Below are 19,308 nucleotides of genomic sequence, written 5' to 3'. Positions count from 1 at the left end.
TGACATGGGAGGCCGCGTCGCAGCCTCTAGCGCGCAAGGGTATAGCGAGCCTGGAGGATCGTTTCACCGCGTGACCGCGAAAAAAGCCCTCTGCTGTCAAGCTGGGTGAAGCCCAGTTTTGTCAGCACATGGCCAGATGCAGGGTTATCGACGGCGCGGCCGGAAACGAGGCTCGACAATCCTACCTCAGAAAAGGCGAACTCGATCAGCGCCTGGGCGGCTTCAAAGGCATAGCCCTTGCCCCAGGCCACTTTTTCCAGCCAATAACCGAGGCTGCCTTCGCCGGCGGCAATGCCGTCGACATCGACGATCCCGATCATCCTTCCTTCTCGCTCGATAGCGAAGCGATAAGCAGTCCCTTCGGCCCATTCCAGCTCATGGCTTGCAAACCAGGTCTCCATGTCTTCCCGGTCGGCAGGATAGGTGGCGTTAGCCAACATGCGCGCCACATCCCAGTCGCTCTGGATTTCCAAAGCCCTTTGCGCATCGGCAACGGATGTCGGTCGTAGGGTGAGTCGGGCTGTGCGGATATGTGAGCGGGAGATGGACTTTGCGATCATGGTAGGCGCCCTTGCAGATTGAGCATCAAATGCCATGTCGCGATTAAATTGCAATCCTCCCGGCCGATAATATCTAGTCAGGTTGGGGTGCGGCCGTCGTTTCGCCTTCGGCGAGCTCGCAGGCAAACAGGACCGGGTCGTCGACATCAGGCACCGGTCGTTCATTCAGGAGAACCGCCACCGCCGCCGCTGCAATCTTCGGGATCGGCTGCTTCACCGTCGTCAGCCGGGGGATCGTCATGTTTGAGAGAGGAATGCCGTCGAAGCCGACGATGGAAAGCGCTGCCGGGATCGGGATGCCGAGATCATAGGCCGCCCTCATGCAGCCGATCGCCTGCTGGTCCGAACTCGCAAAAATGGCGGTCGGGCGCTCGTGGCGGGCGCGGGCGAGGAGATAGTTTCCGGCCGAACGGCCGCTTTCGTAGTCGAAACCTGCCTCGGCGATCAGCGGCGGTTCTGCCAATCGTCCACCGTCGCCGGCCTGTTTCATGGCATCGAGATAACCCCTCAGGCGGTCATTGGCAGGAACGGAACCCTCCGGACCTGAAATGAAACCGATGCGGCGATGACCAAGCTTCAGCAGATAGTCGATGCCAAGTCTAACCCCGCTGCGATGATCCGAAGCAATCCCGGAATATCCGGGCATGAGGCGGTCGATGACGACGATCGGTAGCCCCTTAGGCAGCTTCAGCGTATGGAAATCGTTGCTGGGAACGAGGATGATGCCATCGACTTTCCTGCTGGTCAGTTGCCCGATCCGGTCTGCCTCCTTGGCGGGATGGTCGAAGGACGTCATGACGATAATGTTGTAGCCGTGCTTGGCCGCGGCCTGTTCTGCAGATTGGACCAGTTCCGAGAAGAAGGGATTGGTCAGATCCGGAATGACGATCCCGATGAGGCGGCTGACCTTGCTGCGCATGCTCCTTGCGGAGGGGTCGGGCATGTAACCGAGTTCTTTGATGATGCCGCTGACGCGCGCCCTCACTTCCTGTGTGACGGAAGGATGCTCATTCAAGACTCTCGAAACCGTCCCGGTAGAAACCCCTGCGAGTTTGGCGACGTCTCGAATTCCGACTTTTGGCATCACGGAAACATGTGTCCTTCATCTTCGGCAGCAAAAGATCCCTGATCCAGGCTTGCTGCCAACGGTCTCTAGCGCCTTCGTCATGGCGTCGCACTCTAAATTTGACGACCGTTGCGGCCATACAAAGAAAACAGCAAGACGTCTCGTGGAAACGGTTCAATAGATATAGTGCAGCATATTTCGATAATTGCAATTGCCTCCGATTTTATGGGCGTTTTCACAGCCTTGACAATCCTCGGAAGCATTGCTACCCAATAGATGTTTGGAAACGGTTCATTGCCGCAGGCAACTCAGATGGAGCTGAGCTTCGGACCGTTCGGGAGGAGAGAAATGTCAAATTCCAAGAAGCATGAATCTGTCTTGATCAATGCCCCGCGCCGTACGGCGCTGAAGCTCGGCCTTGCAGGCACGTTGGCGCTTGCCCTATCCTGCGGCGTCTCGCCGGCCTTTGCCGCCGGTAAGCCCAAGGTCGGTCTGATCATGAAATCCTTGTCCAATGAATTCTTCAAGCAGATGAAGGCCGGTGCGGACAAATATGCGGCCGAAAACAAGGACAAGTTCGACTTCAAGGCCGTCGGCATGAAGGACGAACGTGACTTCGCCTCACAGGTCGATGCCGTCGAAAACTTCGTGACGCAAAAATACGATATCATCGTTGTGGCCCCCGCAGACTCGAAGGCCATGGCTACGCCGCTTGCAAAGGCGGTGAAGGCCGGCGTCAAGGTCATCAACATCGACGTGCCGCTCGATGCGGACGCCAAGAAGGCAGCCGGTATCGATCTGGCTTTCTTCGGGCCCGACAATGCCGAGGGTGCCAAGCTCGCAGGTGACGCGCTGGCCAAGGATCTGGGTCCCGGCGCAAAGGTCGTGATTCTGGAAGGCAATCCCGAGGCCGACAACGCCAAGGAGCGCAAGGTCGGCTTCATGGACTCCATCAAGGCCGGCAAGCTCGAGCTCCTCGATAGCAAGACGGCGCATTGGGAGACCGAAGAAGCCAATACTGTCATGACGAATTTCCTGACCAAGTATAAGGATATTCAGGGCGTCATGGCCGCAAACGACTCCATGGCTCTCGGCGTCGTCAAGGCGCTCGACGCGTCCGGCCAGAGCGGCAAGATCAAGGTCGTCGGCTTCGACAACATCCCATCCGTCAAGCCCTTGATCAAGGACGGCAAGATGCTTGCCACCGTCGAACAGTATGGCGCGGAAATGGCGGCCATGGGCATCAAGTACGGCCTTCGCGAGTATGCAGGCGAGAAGTTCACGGGCTGGGTCAAGACGGATGTCACGCTCGTCACCGCCAAGGACATCAAGTAGTCCGAGCCCTAGGCTATAAGCGCAATGGAGGCGCCGGTCGTTGACCGGCGCTATCCGTTACCCAACCGTCTTCCTCGCTGAATGCCCAGGATGAGGCTCGCTTCCGAGCACCCTGCGCATAGCACTCGGAGGGTTGGCCATCTCCCATTCGACATAGAACATGCATGAGGTGGACGTGTCAGTCACAGATGATGACTTCATTCTGAAGCTGGAAGGAATAGGCAAACGTTTCCCGGGCGTTGTCGCGCTGAAGGACGTTTCCATACAGATTGGCCGCGGCAAGGGCCACATTTTGCTCGGCGAAAACGGCGCTGGGAAGTCCACGCTGATCAATCTTCTTGGGGGCGTATTCAAGCCGGACGACGGACAGATTCTGTTCGATGGCGAAATCTATAGTCCGACCTCTCCGCTCGAAGCGTTCAAGGCGGGCATCCGCGTCATCCATCAGGAACTGCATCCTCTTTCCAACCTTACGGTCGCTGAAAATCTGCTCTTCGAGCATATCCCGCGCCGCTATGGCCTAGTGAATTACAAGGAAATGAACAGCAGAGCGGCAGAGCTGTTGGCGGAGGTCGGGCTCGACGTCGCACCAACAACGCCGGCGAGCCGTCTCAGTGTTGCCCAGCTTCAGCTGCTCGAGATCGCCAAGGCGCTCTGCTATGAAAGCAAGCTTCTGGTTCTCGACGAGCCGACGGCGACCCTGACCTCCAAGGAGGTCGATCGTCTCTTCGAAATTCTGAGACGGCTGAAGGCACGTGGCGTCACGACGCTCTATATCTCGCACCGGCTGGAGGAGATTTTCGAAGTCGGCGACGATGTGACTGTGCTTCGCGACGGCCAGCAGGTGATCACTCGCCCGCTGGCAGGGCTGGGCATTCCGGAGATCGTCGAGCTCATGGTCGGCAGGACGCTCTCACATCACAACGCCTTTCGCGGTGACAGCGTCATCTCCGGTGAGGCGCTCGGTGTTTCGGGCTTGAAGGTCACACGCAACAGCCCGGAACTGTCCTTTTCCGTTGCCAAGGGTGAAATCGTCGGTATTGCTGGCCTGGTCGGCAGCGGCCGCACCGAGGCGGTTCGCGCGATATTCGGCGCGGACGCAAAGGCCGCCGGCGAAATTCGTATCGATGGCGAGTTGGTCGAAATCAATTCGCCGAAGGATGCTGTTGCGGCCGGGCTGTGCCTGGCAACCGAAGACCGCAAGATGCAGGGGCTGATGCTCGACATGAGCTGCGCCGAAAATACCACCATAACGGATCTCGATAAGGTTTCACGCAACGGTCTGATCAGCCGCAGGGTCGAAGACGATTATTCGCAACGCCTCGTGCGGGAGCTGCGCATAAAGACGCCGTCCATACACCAGCTGGTCAGGACATTTTCCGGCGGCAATCAGCAAAAGGTCGTCATCGCGAAATGGCTGTTCCGCGGCCCGAAGGTGTTGATCTTCGACGAGCCGACGCGGGGGATCGACGTCGGTGCAAAGGCCGAAATCTATGATCTCCTGTGGAAATTCGCCGCCGAAGAAAAGGGCGTTCTGGTCGTATCCTCCGATCTGCCGGAGCTGATCGGCATATGCCACCGCATCATCGTCTTTTCGGACGGCAAGATCGCCGGAGAGATAGCCCGGGACCAATTCGAAGAGAGCAGGATCCTCTCGCTCGCCTACAAGGAGTACAGTCGTGTCCGGCAACATTGAAAGCAAAATCGAGGCGAGAGAAAGCAGCTTCTGGGACAAGCTCATTCGGATATCGATGAAGGAGGCCGGCGTTGCCATCGCGCTCGTCATCATCCTGATATTCTTCTCGGCAACGGCGCCCTATTTCGCGACGCCTGAGAATTTTCTGAAGATCTTCGTGCAGATCGCCATTAATACGGTGCTGGCCTCGGGCATGACCTTCGTCATTCTGACGGGCGGCATCGACCTCTCGGTCGGCTCGCTGCTTGCCCTTTGCACTGTTATCGGTGCGACGATCATGGTTGATCCGCGGTTCTCTCCCTGGCAGGCGATCGTGCTCGCATCGCTCGCTTCCATGGGCGCCGGTGCCGTACTTGGCGCGATCAATGGCTGGGTGTGCGAGAAGTGGAAGCTACCGTCCTTCATCGTCACGCTCGGCATGCTGAACGTCGCGAGCGGTCTGGCGCGTGTCGTCAGCGACAATTCAACGATCACCGGCCTGCCGCAACCATTTGTCGATTTCGGAAATCTGATCTTCTGGGGCGTATTGCCCTCGATCTTCCTCATCGCGATCGTTGTTGTGCTCATCGGCTGGTTCGTGCTGCGCTACACGGTATTCGGGCGCTTCGTCTTCGCGATCGGCACCAACGAGGAGGCGGTTCGTCTGTCGGGGCATGAACCGAAGAAGTTCAAGATTGCCGTCTTCACGATTTCCGGCTTGACGGCAGGCATCGCAGCCATGGTCTACCTGCTTCGCCTCAACGTCGGCAGCCCCGTCGCGGGTATCGGCTACGAGCTGAATGCCATTGCCGCAGTCATTATCGGCGGAACCAGCCTCTCGGGCGGCAAAGGGTCGATCATCGGTACGCTGGTGGGCGCCTGCATTCTGCAGGTACTGTCTACGGGGCTGCAGCTGCTCGGCGCGGACGACAATATCAAACCGATCGTCATCGGCGCTGTCATCGTGCTGGCTGTCATTCTCGACAGCTATCGTGGCCGCCTAATGCGGATACTCGAGACGCGCTGACACGCAGTCGAACCTTGGTGGGTGAGGTGCGGCGCGAGGGTTGCCTCGCGCCGTTTTCGTTGCTCCGGACATCGACCCGGAGCGTTGCACTATTTCAGAAAACTCAAATATTTCCGGAGTTTCCGGCGTGCAATGCCGGTGGCGCGAGCCTTCGGATTTCTGCAGCAACACGGTCGTTGTATACGGAAAAATATAATGCTAGCGATTGGGACTATCTCAGGAGAATCCCATGCTCAGCCGTCGTCATCTGCTCTTCCTTGCGAAAATCTCTGTTCTGTTCGGCGGTCTGCTGTTTTCCGCGCCCGCCTGGGCCGATCATGTCGTCACAGACCAGATCGGCCGGCAGGTGCATATTCCCGATACGGTCAACCGCGTCGTCATCCTGCAGCATCAGACGCTCAACATTGCGGTCCAGCTCGATGCTATGGACAAAGTGGTTGGTGTTCTCGACGAATGGAAGAAGCAACTGGGCGCCAACTATGTGCGGCTCGCGCCGCAGCTTCCCAAGCTGCCGATGCCGGGTGGTCTGACCAAGGTGAACATCGAGGAGCTTCTGAAGCTGAAGCCGGACGTCGTCTTCGTCACCAACTATGCACCAGCCGACATGGTGAAGCAGATCGAGGAGGCAGGGCTTCCCGTCGTCGCGATCTCACTTCTTGATGTACCGCCGGAAGAAGCGGTGAAGCTCAACCCCTCCGTCAAGGATGAGCCGGCCGCGATCGATGCAGGATTTGCGATCGGCGTGCGGTTGATTGCCGAGGTGCTCGGCCGCAAGGACAAGGGCGAGGAAATGATTGCGGTCACCAAGAAGGCACGCAAACTGATCGCCGATCGCCTTGCCGACATTCCGGAAGACAAGCGTTTACCGGTCTATATGGCCAATCCCGACCTCACCACCTACGGCCGCGGCAAATATACCGGTCTGATGATGGAGCGCGCCGGCGCTCGCAACGTCGCCAACTCGATCAGCGGCTTCAAGCAGGTGACGATGGAGGACGTGCTGAAATGGGATCCGACCGTCATCTTCGTGCAGGAGCGCTACCCCAACGTTATCGACGATATCAAGAAGTCGCCTTCATGGCAGACCATCGATGCGGTGAAGAGTGGACGCATCTACCTGATGCCGGAATATGCCAAGGCCTGGGGCTATCCGATGCCGGAAGCCATGGCGCTCGGCGAACTCTGGATGGCGAAGGAGCTGTATCCGGAGTGGTTCAAGGATATCGACATGCAGAAGGAAGCCAACGTCTACTACAAGGAATTCTACCGTATCGATTATCGCGCAGCGCAATGAGCGCTGGTGTCGCTTCCCGGCATGCGCCGCGGGTTGTCATCGCCATACTGGCGATGCTGCTCGCAGTCGCGGCGGTGGTCTCTCTTGGAGTGGGGCGATACGATATTCGGTTTCTGCGGGTGGTGGAAATTCTCTGGTCGCCGATTTCGGCGCCCGCAACGCCCGTAACGGCGACGGAAGCCAATGTTGTCTTCACGGTGCGCATGCCGCGTATCCTGCTGGCGCTGCTGACGGGGGGCGGTCTTGCGTTGTCGGGGGCGACGCTGCAGGGGGTGTTCCGCAATCCCTTGGTCGGTCCACAGGTCGTCGGGGTTTCCTCTGGCGCCGCCTTTGGCGGCACGCTTGCCATCCTCTTGAGTTTTTCGCGCTATGGCCTGCTCGGCTCGGCTTTTGCATTCGGGCTGTCGGCTCTCGTCATCGTCTATGCTCTGAACGGCATCGTCGCCCGCCGCAACATCCTGGCGCTGGTGTTGGCGGGCGTCGTCGTCAGCGGCTTTTTCGGAGCGCTGGTGAGCCTGGTGCAGTATCTTGCCGATACTGAGGACAAGTTGCCGGCGATGGTCTTTTGGCTGCTTGGCAGCTTCGCCACCGCCAATTGGCAGAAATTCTCGTTGGTGGCGGGGCCGATCTTCGTCGCGGGCCTGCTTTTGCTGGGCCTGCGCTGGCGGATCAACCTGCTGTCGATTGGTGACGAGGATGCCCGCGCCCTCGGTGTCGACGTCGAGCCATTGCGCTGGCTCACCCTGATACTCGTTTCCTGCATCGTCGCGGCGCAGGTCGCCGTCAGTGGCATCATCGGTTGGGTCGGGCTTGTCGTTCCACATATAGCACGCATGCTTGTTGGCCCGGATCATCGTGTCATGATGCCAGCCTCCTTGTTGATCGGTGGCCTCTATCTGCTTGTTATCGATACCGTTGCGAGGACTGCGACCGGTTCGGAAATTCCGCTTGGGATTCTCACCGCGCTGATCGGCACGCCTGTTTTCGCTTTTATATTGCGGCAGAGCCAGAGAGGCGCCTGTGGCTTCTGATCTGGCCAGGGTACAGATATCAGGCGCAAGCCAATCCTATGACGGGAAACGGTGGCAGTTTCGCGATCTCGATTTCGCGCTCAATGCAGGCGAAATCGTTACCATCCTCGGGCCGAACGGCCGTGGCAAATCGACTTTGCTGCGCGTGCTGGCCGGGCTTCAAAAGCCGACCTCCGGTGTCATGCGGCTGAATGAGAGCACCGGTTTCGTCCCGCAGGAGTTTGCTGGCTCCTTTCCATATTCCGTGCTCGATGTTGTTTTGATGGGGCGTGCCCGTCACATTGGTCTCTTCCGCACGCCGCATCGGATCGATGTGCAGAAGGCGATGGAAGCACTGGATGCCACCGGTATGGCTGGCTATGCGCAGCGCAACATCGACGCGCTTTCCGGCGGCGAGCGTCAGCTCGTTCTGATCGCCCGGGCGCTGGCCGGCGAGAACGCGGTATTGTTGCTCGATGAACCGGCCTCTGCGCTCGACCTCAAAAATCAGGATGTGGTGCTTTCGCTCCTCGCTACGCTTGCCGATCGCGAAGGATTGGCTATTGCCTTTACGACACATCAGCCAAACCATGCCGCGGCAGTCGCCGACAAGGTCTTGCTCATGCTCGACCAGGCTGCGGCAGTTTTCGGCGCCACGGCGGAGGTCATGACCGAGGCTAACCTTGAAACGCTCTATGGCGTTCCGGTCCGCTCGGCAGTGCTTGGAAATGGTGAGCTCATGGAGACGGCTTTCGTGCCGCTGTTCCGCCAGAGGAAATGGAAAGGAAATCGCCTGTGAGCGACACAGTTCGGGTTCTGTCCGCCGGAAGTCTGCGTCATGCCTTCCCGGCGATCATAGAGGCCTTTGGTGAGGAGACCGGCATTGCAGTTTCGCTGACGCTCGGGCCGGCTGGGCTGCTGCGTGAGGAGATCGAGGCGGGTGCGGAATTCGATCTTTTCGCGTCGGCCAATATGGAACATCCGCACCGCTTGGCGGCGGCCGGTCTAACAGAAAATGCCGCATGTTTTGCCCGAAACAGACTGAGCGTCGTTGCCCGGGCCGATCTCGGCCTCACGACGGAAAACTTCCTCACTATCCTGTCGAACCCAGAGGTCAGGATCGGCACATCGACGCCGGGCGATGATCCGGGCGGTGACTACGCCTTCGAGGTTTTCGATCGCATAGAGGCTCAACACCCGGGAACAGGACAGGCGATGAAGTCCCGGTCGCGTCAGTTGGTCGGCGGGCGCAATTCTCCCCCGACACCTCCGGGCAAGCCCAGCGGCTATTTGATCACCGACGGTGAAGTCGATCTTATGATGAGCTATTCTTCGAACGCGCGTCTGCTGGCCGCCGATCCAGCGCTCGCCATTGTCGATATCCCCGACCCGTTTCAGCCGTTCATCGAGTATGGCGTGGCAATTCGAAAGGGCGCAGACAGCAGAACCGCGCACTTGCGGAATTGTCTATTCTCTCCCCGCGGCCAGTGGATTTTGAGCGAAGCTGGATTTTCTCCGATCGGCTAGCGAATGGCACATGCGGCAAGATCAGATCGTGGGAGGACGGCTCGATCGCTGATAGGCTTCGGCTTCACCGTTCAGCCATTCGCAGAAGAGAACGGATTTCCTGTTACGCCGGGCCCGGCGAAGCGCAACATATTCATGGCCGCTTTCGAGAAAGCCGTAGGGCGCGATGAGCCGACCGAAACGGATGTCGTCGCCGACATAGGGCCACGGGGCCACGCAGACGCCGAGCCCGGCGCTGGCAGCTTCGAGCATGAAATAGAAATGTTCATATTCGACGCGCGGTCCTGTCCGCACCAGCCTTTCCGAGCGGGCAAGCCAATCGCCCCAGGCACGTAGTCGCGTGCGCGTGTGGAGTTGCGGCAGGTTGTCGAATTCGGGCGTGGTTTCGGCAAGCAGTGACGGGGCAAGTACCGCCCCGGTCTGTTCCGGAAACAATGAAATGACGTCGGCGCCCTGCGGCCACGGGGCGACGCCGACTCTGATGGCGACATCGAAGCCATCCCGGCTGAAATCGACAGGTTTCGACGAAGCCGACAGGCGCACTTCTATGTTGGGATACTGTGCTTGAAAGCGATAAAGGCGCGGAATGAGCCAGCGCATTGTGAATGTGCCGGGGCAGGAGACGTCGAGTTGCCCGTCTTCCGCGTCGGCGACCGCGCGGACCGACAGGTCGATCTGGTCAAAGGCGGTCGTGAGGCCCGAGAGCAGGGTCGCGCCACCCTCCGTAAGTCTCAATCGGTTCTTCGGCCCCTCGAACAATGGTATGCCGAGCACGTCCTCAAGATGTTGTATCTGCCGGCTGATCGCGCTGTGCGTGACGTTGAGCTCTTCCGCCGCAAGCGTCATGCGGCCGAGCCTGCCGGCGGCTTCGAAGGCACGCAAGGCATTGAGGGAGGGAATACGCCTACTCATGTACATTTTCCGAACATTGACTGTTCGATCATATCGATTTTCTTTCTGCGAGATAGCATGTTTCTTACCAATTAAACGCAAGCGCTGTGTGATCACAGAACAATGAGATGACGGTGCGATAAGCATTTTCATCTGCGCCGAAGCTTGGCCCGAAAATGGCAATGGAGACATGAAATGCACAATAGACATCAGGATGGGAGCGCTGGAGACGCCAATTACGGCGTCATCGGAGCAGGCTATAGCCGCTATCGGCAGCCGGATCCTCACATCGCTGAATTCATTCGACGGGCACTCGGCGATGCGGCCACGGTCTTGAACGTCGGGGCCGGAGCAGGCTCCTACGAGCCGGTCGATCGGGAGGTCACCGCCGTTGAGCCATCGGCATCGATGCGTGCGCAAAGGCCGGCGCTTCTTCCCCTTGCGATCGATGCCGCTGCGGAGAACCTTCCTTTCCCAGACCAAGCCTTCGACGCCGCGATGGCGACGTTCACGGTTCATCAGTGGTCGAACCTTGAGCGCGGGCTGAGCGAGATGCGCCGTGTCACGCGCGGACCTGTTCTCATTCTCAGCTGCGACCCGGAGTTGCTAGAGCGATCCTGGTTGCATGCCTATGCGCCAGAAATGATCGCCGTCGAGGCGCGCCGCTATCCATCCATGACGAGCATTGTTGCAGGTCTTGGCGGTAATGCTGAGGTCCGTCCGGTACCCATCCCACTGAATTGTGTCGATGGTTTCGGCGAGGCCTATTACGGCCGGCCGGGGCGTATGCTCGATCCTGGTGCACGGCTTGCCAATTCTGCCTGGAGCTTCGTTGATCCGTCGATCGGTGAACGCTTTGCGGCCGAACTTGGTCGTGATCTCGCTGATGGAAGCTGGGATCGTCGATATGGCGTCCTTCGCACGCAGCCCTTCTTCGAAGGCTCGCTGCGGCTCATTGTTGCAAGGCCATGAGGTGAGGTGATGAGAGATGAACTACGCCTGCTGAAATCTTTAACAGGGCCATTTCCCGCCTTCGATGCCGATCTGACGCCGAATGAGCCGCGAGAACTGTTTTTGCATTGGCTTCGTGACGCGATCGAGGCCGGCGTGAAGGAGCCGCATGCCATGGTGCTCTCCACCGTCGACGAGAATGGTGGGCCGGATGCCCGTGTCGTCATTTTGAAGAATCTCGATCAGCGAGGCTGGCACTTTGCAACGACGGATAGCGGGCCAAAAGGGCGCCAGATCGCCCTCAATCCCGCAGTCGCTTTGACTTTCTATTGGCCGGCACTCGGGCGACAGGTCCGTCTGCGAGGGATGGCGCTGCAAGCCGAAATTCACGAGCGTGACGCGGATTTTCGTGCGCGCTCGCGAGGCGCGAAAGCGGTGGCGCTGCTTGCCAGGCAGAGCGAGGTGCTGGGCTCCACGCAAGAGCTGGAGGACGCACTGAACCGACAGCATCACAGACTGCAGGAAGAGCCTGACCTTGTCGCGCCAAGCTGGGCGGTCTTCATCGTCATGCCGCATGAGGTGGAGTTCTGCCAGGGGGACAGCGACCGCCGCCATTATCGTTTGCGATACAGCCGCAAAAAGCTTGGTTGGGTAAGAGAGCGACTTTGGCCGTAAAGGCCGAGCTTGCCTGATGACAGAAGACGCACTAGCGTAATATCTAACGAAATATAACGCTAGTGCGACCATGTCCGTTCTGTTCAATCATAAGCCGCCGCTTTCGTTTTCGCTTCCGAAGGTAGATCAGCTGCCGCTTGCGGAATCTGTGGTCGTCGTCAGAGCCCAGAGGCTGAAGACTTGGGAGCTGCCGTCGATGTTTCATTGCTCGATCGTCGGCACCTGCCTGACCACTGCCGAGCTGCGGCAAGTCCTTGCCAAGGTCGGCGACATCGATGCGAAGATGGCGACTGATCATGCACTGCATAGTCGCGGCGTCAGGGCTGCCGGACAGCACGACATTGCCAGCAAGCTCTTGAACAAGGCCCTTGAGCGTCGCCACGACCGGATCCTGAAGCAATTTTCGAAGCTTTCGACCGCGTCTGAGGTCAGGTCTCAATGGAATGTCGCCGTCGATGACGGAGACATATCGGGAGCCTACTGGGCTGTCATGAGCCACCCGGCGAGCGATCGCTCGCTGCGGCAGGAGGTCTTCGGCGAAGTGCACATGCTGTCGCATCTCGTCGGCAGCTCCAGCCGGCTCGATCTTGCACGGTTACGCAAGCTGCAGTTGGACGCCGAAGCCAAGGACAACAAGATTGCGCGTCAGGAAGCCAGGCTTCAGGCGGCGACCAATAATCAGGCGTGTCTAAAGAGACGCATCAATGAGCTGGAAGCAGATCTGTTGCGCAGGCAGACCGTTGCAGCCGAGCCGGCGCGTGCCGATAATGGCGAGGAATCAAGATTGCAACAAAGGTTGCAAGTCGCCGCCCAGCGTGCCGGCGGATATGACGAACGTGTTGCCGCCCTGGAAGCGAGACTCGCGGAGGCCGAGCGGCGCGCTGCGGCGCTTGCCGAGGAAAACGGTACTCTGCAGCATGAGCTGAATCTCCTGGAGACGGCGCTGACCGCATCGGAGGTAGCCGCACCCGCAGTCGCTCTCGGACTTTCGAATGAGCTTCAGACGTTGCTTTACGTCGGCGGCCGCAAGAACCTTTTCGATCGATTGCGGAAACTCGCTGAACACCAGAATATCGATCTTATGCTCCATGACGGCGGCGTTGAAGATAACCTCTCGCTATTGCCGGGCATGGTCAGCCGCGTCTCCTGGGCGATCTTCCCGGTCGATTGCATCAGCCATTCGGCGGCTGACATGGTCAAACGTCTGTGCCGCGAAAGCAATAAGCCCTATCTGCCGCTGCGTTCCGCAAGTCTGGCCAGTTTTGCCGCAGCGATTGCGCAGCCGTTGGCGGCTGCCGAGTGACGGTCAATCACGTTTCGGTGTTTTCACCGGCATGTGCGTAACAAGATCGCTCCCGCTTTCGTATCCATAGCGGCAGGACATGATCAACGCCGAGAAAATCGGTGCTTCAAGCGTTCTGCGGGCAGGCGGCTTATCCGTCAAGGAGAAGAGTGTGATGCTGAGCAGACGACTGTTACTTCTCGCCGCCGCGTTCGGCGGCATTGGCTTGCGACTGGGCATGGGGGCAACGGCAACCAAGGCGTCGGGGATATTTGCTGTCACCCATAGCGATGAGGAATGGCACAAGATCTTGACCGCCGATCAATATGCCGTGCTCCGGGAGAAGGGGACAGAGCGTCCGTTCACCAGTGCGCTGCTGAACGAGCATGGAAAGGGAAACTTCGCCTGCGCCGGCTGCAATCAGGATGCGTTCGCGTCGTCCACCAAGTTCGACAGCGGCACGGGCTGGCCGAGCTTCTGGGCTTCGATCGAAGGAGCGGTGGCAACATCGCGCGATACATCTTTCGGCATGGTGCGCAACGAGGTGCATTGCAGCCGTTGCGGCGGTCACCTTGGGCATGTGTTCGAGGACGGACCGAAGCCGACCGGCCTGCGCTACTGCATGAATGGCGTAGCCATGAAATTCCATCCCGCTGCGGCCTGACCGAAATCAGAGACGACCATGATCCTCTTCATTCTTGCTTATCTTGGCGGTGTTCTCACCATCGTCAGTCCTTGCATCCTGCCGGTGCTGCCATTCGTCTTTGCGCGGGCAGGCCAGCCATTTCTGCGCAGCACGCTGCCCATGCTTATCGGCATGGCGGCGACCTTCGCGGCGGTGGCGACACTGGCAGCTCTGGGCGGCGGCTGGGCGGTACAAGCCAACGAATACGGACGCTATGCGGCGATGGCGCTGCTTGCCGTCTTCGGCACCATTCTGCTCTTTCCGTCGCTCTCGGACCATCTGACCCGACCATTGGTTTCGCTCGGGGCACGCTTGTCGCAGTCGGCCGATCGCGCCAGCCGCGGTGGGGGCTCGAAGATGCTGGCCTCATTGCTCCTCGGTGTAGCGACGGGGCTACTCTGGGCGCCATGCGCAGGACCGGTGCTCGGCCTTATCTTGACGGGTGCGGCTCTGCAGGGGGCGAGCGTGGGTACGACACTGTTGCTGCTTGCCTACGCCCTCGGTGCTGCGACCTCGCTGGCTCTGGCACTCCTGATCGGCGGCCGTGCCTATCAGGCCATGAAGCAATCGCTCGGCGTTGGCGAGTGGCTCCGACGCGGCGTCGGCGTTGCTGTTCTGGTGGCCGTTGTTGCGATTGCGATGGGGCTCGACACAGGCCTGTTGACGCGGGCTTCACTCGCCAGCACCGCCTCGCTCGAGCAGGGCCTTGTGGATCGTTTCCGTGCGCAGGATCAGAGCAAGCCGTCGTCCGTGGTCATGAAGAGCGACGGCGGCGCGATGATGAGCGCGAACTCGAACGGACCCGACGCCGGTGGCTCAATGACAATGGCGCAGAAGGCCGCGGCTATCCAGCTGTCTGCCGAGGGCTCCATCCCGTCGCTTGACGGTGCGGTCCAATGGCTCAATTCCGAGCCGCTGACGGCAGCCGGATTGAAGGGCAAAGTCGTCCTGGTCGATTTCTGGACCTATTCCTGTATCAATTGCCTGCGCGCCATTCCCTATGTCGAAGCTTGGGCTCAGAAATATAAGGATCAGGGCCTTGTCGTCATCGGCGTCCATGCGCCGGAATTCGCCTTCGAAAAGAATGCCGACAACGTGAAGAAGGCGATCGGCGAACTCGGCATTACCTATCCCGTCGCCATTGACAATAATTACGCGATCTGGCGCGCCTTCGACAACGAATATTGGCCGGCGCATTATTTCATCGATGCGCAGGGCCAGGTTCGTCACCATCACTTTGGCGAGGGCGATTATGATCAGTCCGAGCGGGTGATCCAGCAGCTCCTTGCTGAGGCGGGAAAGGTGAATGTTTCCGGCGATATCGTCAACGTGAAGGCAACGGGCGCCGAAGCCGCGGCCTCGGATGAGGCCGATGTGCAGTCGCCGGAAACCTATGTCGGCTATCTGCGCTCACAGAACTTCGTCGACGACGCCGGTACGGTAAACGACGCTGCGCATGATTATGTTGCCGGAACTCCGAAGCTCAACGAATGGGGGCTCGTCGGCAACTGGACGGTGGGCGGACAAGAGGCGATGTCAAACAAGGCCGATACCAGTCTGTACTATCGTTTTCATGCGCGCGATCTGCATCTGGTGCTTGGACCGGCGGCGGATGGAAAACCTGTCCGCTTCCGGATCACCATCGACGGCAAGCCGCCCGGGGATAGTCACGGCGTCGATACGGATACAAACGGGAATGGCGTTGTGACGGAGCAGAGGCTCTATCAACTCGTCCGCACGAGCGGCGCCGTCGCCGATCATACCTTCGAGATCAAGTTCCTCGATCCCGGTGCCCAGGCCTATGCGTTCACATTCGGCTGACGGCATATCCGCATTCGCGCCCTCCGACGTACGGGTGATCAGAAGCTCGGCGGCGTGCAGGCGCTAATGATTTCGCAAGGCACCGGCCCGACACAGCGGAAGCGGTGGGGCCGTCGGCTTTCGAAGTAGTAGGCGTCACCCGGCCCCAGAATGCGCCGCTCGTCATCGACCGTGACTTCGAGGCGGCCTGACAGGACGATGCCGCCTTCCTCTCCCTCGTGCACCAAAGGCACCTTGCCGGTATCCGCTCCGGGTTGATAGCATTCCTTGAGGATCTGCAGGCTGCGGCCGAACAGGTTCTCGCCGATCTGCCGATAGGAAATCGGACCCTTGCCGATTTCGACGAGTTCCTCTGCAGCGTAGAAGGCTTTCTTTGGCGCTTCCGGCTCGAAGGCGAAGAATTCGGCAAGGCCGATCGGGATGCCGTCGAGAATGCGCTTGAGAGCGCCGACCGACGGATTGGCCGAATTGGATTCGATCAGCGAAATCGTCGAATTGGTCACGCCGGCGCGTTTTGCGAGCTCGCGCTGGGAAAGATTGCGCCCGAGGCGCAGGTGGCGGAGGCGATTGCCGATATCGACGGACATTGTGATCCCGCGTTTCACGTGTTCGAAATATCGAAAACTCTATACGCCGCCTCTTGAAAATCAAAGGGTTAAATCGGCATAGAAAAGGACTTGTTCGGCTCAGGGAAATCGCGGATTCAGTGCTGGCGCAATGGAGGCGATGATGGACAAGATTACCCACACCAACACCCCGGTTCTCGACAATTTCTGGATGCCGTTTACGGCAAATCGCCAGTTCAAGGCGGCGCCGCGACTGTTGGCTGCGGCCGAGGGCATGTACTACACCGACATCGATGGGAATAAGGTGCTCGATGGTACCGCCGGCCTCTGGTGCGTGAACGCTGGTCACGGCCGCAAGAAAATCACTCAGGCGGTCGAACGCCAGCTTTCGACGATGGACTTCGCCCCGACCTTTCAGATGGGGCATCCGATCGCCTTCGACTTCGCCGCAAAGCTTGCTGCGCACGCACCGGGCGGCCCGAAGGGTGGGCTTGACCGCGTATTCTTTACCGGATCCGGCTCCGAATCCGTCGACACCGCCCTGAAGATTGCTATCGCCTATCAGCGGGCGATCGGGCAGGGCACCCGCACCCGCATCATCGGCCGCGAAAAAGGCTATCACGGCGTCGGCTTCGGCGGCATTTCCGTCGGCGGTCTCGTCAACAACCGCCGCGTCTTCCCGCAGATCCCGGCCGACCATATGCGCCACACGCTTGACGTCGAGCGCAATGCCTTCAGCAAAGGACTGCCGGCGCACGGCATCGAGCTTGCGGAAGATCTGGAGCGGCTGGTCGCGTTGCATGGCGCTGAAACCATCGCCGCCGTCATCGTCGAGCCGATGTCCGGTTCTGCCGGCGTCATCCTGCCGCCGAAGGGCTATCTCGAGCGCTTGCGGGCGATTGCCGACAAATACGGCATCCTGTTGATCTTCGATGAAGTCATCACCGGTTTCGGCCGCCTGGGTACACCCTTCGCAACCGACTATTTCGGCGTCGTCCCCGACCTCGTGACGACGGCCAAGGGTATCACCAACGGCACCATCCCGATGGGCGCAGTCTTTGCCAGCCGCAAGGTCTATGATGGCCTCATGACCGGCCCGGAAAACCAGATCGAGCTCTTCCATGGCTATACCTATTCGGGCCATCCGGTCGCCTGCGCCGCCGGTCTCGCAACGATGGAAGTCTATGAGGAAGAGGGCCTTCTGACACGCGCCAGCGAGTTGGCAAGCGATTGGGAAAATGCCCTGCATTCGCTGAAAGGCCTGCCGCATGTGGTCGATATCCGCAATCTCGGCCTTGTCGGTGCAATCGAACTTGCGCCGCGCGACGGCGCACCCGGCACGCGCGCCTATGACGTGTTCGTGGATTGCTTCAACAAGGGGCTTTTGATCCGCGTGACCGGCGATATCATGGCGCTCTCGCCGCCGCTCATTATCGAGCGTGCTCAGATCGAAACGATCGTCTCCACTATTGGCGATGCGCTGAAGCGCGCCGCCTGATCGGCTTTGGCAAGGCCGGCGGTAAAATGCCCGCCTTGCCATCTCCCACGAAGCGTCCGCGATTGATCCGCGATTGCTTCATCGCGGCGCCGATGGCTGCCTGCAAAACCGGACTCGAGCGAAGAGCCCATCTCACCTGAATCTCCATTGCCTTTCATTCGACAGTGCGATGTCACGGGTATTGCCGCGGCGCGCCGTCAAGGTTAGGTAGAAATAGGCCGTGCGATCTCGGAAAAGTTCTGTTCAGTTGCGTTGAGAAGCGGTATGGCCGAGAACTTCGCGGCCGTGTCGGGGATGGGATTGCGCGACCGGGCGTTCGCCTGGACGTCGGCGGTCTATATTCTTCTGGCCGCCTCCCTGAGTAAGATGAAGTCGTAGCGAGCCGGACCGGATGCAGAGACCGACGATCAAGACCATCGCGCAGGAAACCGGCCTTTCGATCGCCACGGTATCGAAGGCGTTGAAGAGTTCGCCGCAGGTGCGGCCGGAGACGCGGGCGATCGTCGTCGCCGCTGCCGAACGCGTCGGCTACGAGCTGAACATGCATGGCGTGCAGCTGCGCACCGGCAAGACCTATCAGGTCGCGGCGATCATGACGGCCCCCGGCCCGAAGCAGCAGGAATGGGAGGGCGTCGAATATGCCCAGCTCTTGAGCGGCATTTCCTGGGCGCTGGAGGATAGTCCGTATCGCGTCTCGCTTTATGCCGTGCGCAATTTCGAGGAGAGCCTTTCGACGATCCGGCAGATCGTCGCGCTGAAGAAGGCCGACGGCATCATCGTCTCGGGCACGCGCGCCGACGATCCGCGCATCCGCATCATGCAGGCGGCGGATTTTCCCTTCGTCACCTACGGCACGACGATCCACAATGATGCGCATGCCTATGTCGATGCCGACAACGAGCAGATGATCCGCCGGTCGGTGGCGCGGCTCGTCGAGCGTGGCCATCGCCGCATCGCGCTCATCAATCCGCTGGCGGATCTGAGCTATGCCATCACCCGGCTTGCAGCCTATCGGCAGGCGCTCGATGTCGCAGGTCTTGCCTTCGATCCGGTGCTGGTGGCGCATGACCGGCTGACGCCGGCCTTCGGCCGCGAAAGCGTGCTTGTCATGTCGCGTCTGCCCGATCCGCCGACGGCCTATATCTGCGCCAACGAGGCCTCGGCGCTCGGCGCCTTTTCCGGCTTCCACGAGCGCGGTCTGGTGCATGGCCGCGATGCGGTGATCAATGCGACCGACGATCTCAATGTCAGCCAGTATTTCGCGCCGCCGATCACCACCTATTTCCTGCCGATCCACGAGCCGAGCGAGCTTCTGGGCAGCTACATCCTGCGCCGCATGGAAGGCGAACCGCCCGAGGCACTGCAAGCCCTCATCATGCCCAGGCTCATCGAACGCTCCGACGATCGCGTCACACCAAAACGCTGATCCTAGAGACATGCTCCGC

18 protein-coding genes are annotated in these 19,308 nt (G+C 59.8%); 14 read left to right on the top strand and 4 right to left on the bottom strand.

All coding sequences use genetic code 11. The features are described from left to right. Nucleotides 1-26: 26 nt before the first annotated feature. The gene (locus QD461_RS30510; protein WP_414090945.1) at nt 27-560 is read right to left on the bottom strand and encodes a GNAT family N-acetyltransferase; all 534 of its coding nucleotides are present in this window, start codon (nt 558-560) and stop codon (nt 27-29) included. 73 nt (nt 561-633) lie between these two features. After that, nucleotides 634-1,644, bottom strand: a complete 1,011-nt coding sequence (locus QD461_RS30505; protein ID WP_184705607.1) for a LacI family DNA-binding transcriptional regulator — start codon at nt 1,642-1,644, stop codon at nt 634-636. A gap of 330 nt (nt 1,645-1,974) precedes the next feature. On the opposite strand from QD461_RS30505, the gene QD461_RS30500 reads away from it, so the two are divergent. From QD461_RS30500 to QD461_RS30470, 7 genes are all read left to right on the top strand, one after another. Next, nucleotides 1,975-2,961 carry a sugar ABC transporter substrate-binding protein gene (locus QD461_RS30500; protein WP_184705221.1) on the top strand — a complete coding sequence of 329 codons (987 nt, stop codon included), beginning with the start codon at nt 1,975-1,977 and terminating at the stop codon, nt 2,959-2,961. Nucleotides 2,962-3,121: 160 nt separating this feature from the next. Continuing rightward, nucleotides 3,122-4,657 (top strand): sugar ABC transporter ATP-binding protein, encoded by a 1,536-nt coding sequence (locus QD461_RS30495; RefSeq protein WP_414090944.1) that lies wholly within the window; start codon nt 3,122-3,124, stop codon nt 4,655-4,657. Beyond that, nucleotides 4,641-5,663, top strand: coding sequence for an ABC transporter permease (locus QD461_RS30490; RefSeq protein ID WP_414090943.1), 1,023 nt, complete (start codon nt 4,641-4,643; stop codon nt 5,661-5,663). Before QD461_RS30495 ends, QD461_RS30490 begins: the two co-directional genes overlap by 17 nt. 229 nt (nt 5,664-5,892) lie before the next feature. Next, a complete protein-coding gene (locus QD461_RS30485; protein ID WP_414090942.1) occupies nt 5,893-6,957 on the top strand; it encodes an ABC transporter substrate-binding protein in 1,065 nt (354 codons plus the stop codon). After that, nucleotides 6,954-7,988 carry a FecCD family ABC transporter permease gene (locus QD461_RS30480; protein WP_414090941.1) on the top strand — a complete coding sequence of 345 codons (1,035 nt, stop codon included), beginning with the start codon at nt 6,954-6,956 and terminating at the stop codon, nt 7,986-7,988. The genes QD461_RS30485 and QD461_RS30480 overlap by 4 nt, the downstream gene beginning before the upstream one ends. Next, entirely contained in the window at nt 7,978-8,766 is a 789-nt protein-coding gene (locus QD461_RS30475; protein WP_414090940.1) for an ABC transporter ATP-binding protein, read from the top strand. Before QD461_RS30480 ends, QD461_RS30475 begins: the two co-directional genes overlap by 11 nt. Then, on the top strand, nt 8,763-9,494 hold the full coding sequence (locus QD461_RS30470; RefSeq protein WP_414090939.1) for a molybdate ABC transporter substrate-binding protein: 732 nt from the start codon (nt 8,763-8,765) through the stop codon (nt 9,492-9,494). Before QD461_RS30475 ends, QD461_RS30470 begins: the two co-directional genes overlap by 4 nt. Nucleotides 9,495-9,515: 21 nt before the next feature. Here QD461_RS30470 and QD461_RS30465 read toward each other — a convergent pair whose 3' ends face one another. Next, complete coding sequence (locus tag QD461_RS30465) at nt 9,516-10,406, bottom strand: LysR family transcriptional regulator (RefSeq protein ID WP_414090938.1); 891 nt, start codon at nt 10,404-10,406, stop codon at nt 9,516-9,518. Nucleotides 10,407-10,580: 174 nt separating this feature from the next. On the opposite strand from QD461_RS30465, the gene QD461_RS30460 reads away from it, so the two are divergent. From QD461_RS30460 to QD461_RS30440, 5 genes are all read left to right on the top strand, one after another. Beyond that, a complete protein-coding gene (locus tag QD461_RS30460; RefSeq protein WP_414090937.1) occupies nt 10,581-11,357 on the top strand; it encodes a class I SAM-dependent methyltransferase in 777 nt (258 codons plus the stop codon). 9 nt (nt 11,358-11,366) lie between these two features. Next, complete coding sequence (locus QD461_RS30455; RefSeq protein WP_414090936.1) at nt 11,367-12,011, top strand: pyridoxal 5'-phosphate synthase; 645 nt, start codon at nt 11,367-11,369, stop codon at nt 12,009-12,011. 70 nt (nt 12,012-12,081) lie between these two features. Beyond that, on the top strand, nt 12,082-13,314 hold the full coding sequence (locus QD461_RS30450) for a DUF2325 domain-containing protein (protein WP_414090935.1): 1,233 nt from the start codon (nt 12,082-12,084) through the stop codon (nt 13,312-13,314). A gap of 154 nt (nt 13,315-13,468) precedes the next feature. After that, complete coding sequence (msrB, locus tag QD461_RS30445) at nt 13,469-13,957, top strand: peptide-methionine (R)-S-oxide reductase MsrB (protein WP_414090934.1); 489 nt, start codon at nt 13,469-13,471, stop codon at nt 13,955-13,957. Nucleotides 13,958-13,975: 18 nt separating this feature from the next. After that, entirely contained in the window at nt 13,976-15,799 is a 1,824-nt protein-coding gene (locus QD461_RS30440) for a cytochrome c biogenesis protein DipZ (protein ID WP_414090933.1), read from the top strand. Between the two features lie 38 nt (nt 15,800-15,837). Here QD461_RS30440 and QD461_RS30435 read toward each other — a convergent pair whose 3' ends face one another. Continuing rightward, complete coding sequence (locus QD461_RS30435; RefSeq protein ID WP_414090932.1) at nt 15,838-16,386, bottom strand: cupin domain-containing protein; 549 nt, start codon at nt 16,384-16,386, stop codon at nt 15,838-15,840. 142 nt (nt 16,387-16,528) lie between these two features. On the opposite strand from QD461_RS30435, the gene QD461_RS30430 reads away from it, so the two are divergent. Both QD461_RS30430 and QD461_RS30425 read left to right on the top strand, forming a co-directional pair. After that, on the top strand, nt 16,529-17,863 hold the full coding sequence (locus QD461_RS30430) for an aspartate aminotransferase family protein (RefSeq protein ID WP_414090931.1): 1,335 nt from the start codon (nt 16,529-16,531) through the stop codon (nt 17,861-17,863). A 391-nt stretch (nt 17,864-18,254) separates the two neighbouring features. Beyond that, nucleotides 18,255-19,289: a LacI family DNA-binding transcriptional regulator gene (locus QD461_RS30425; protein ID WP_414090930.1), complete on the top strand. Its 1,035-nt coding sequence runs from the start codon at nt 18,255-18,257 to the stop codon at nt 19,287-19,289. Nucleotides 19,290-19,308 lie beyond the last annotated feature (19 nt).

This window comes from Rhizobium sp. BR 314, assembly GCF_047445805.1.
Lineage (GTDB): Bacteria > Pseudomonadota > Alphaproteobacteria > Rhizobiales > Rhizobiaceae > Rhizobium > Rhizobium lusitanum_B.
Note: the sequence above shows the minus strand (reverse complement) of the source record. Positions and strands in the feature narration are given on the sequence as shown.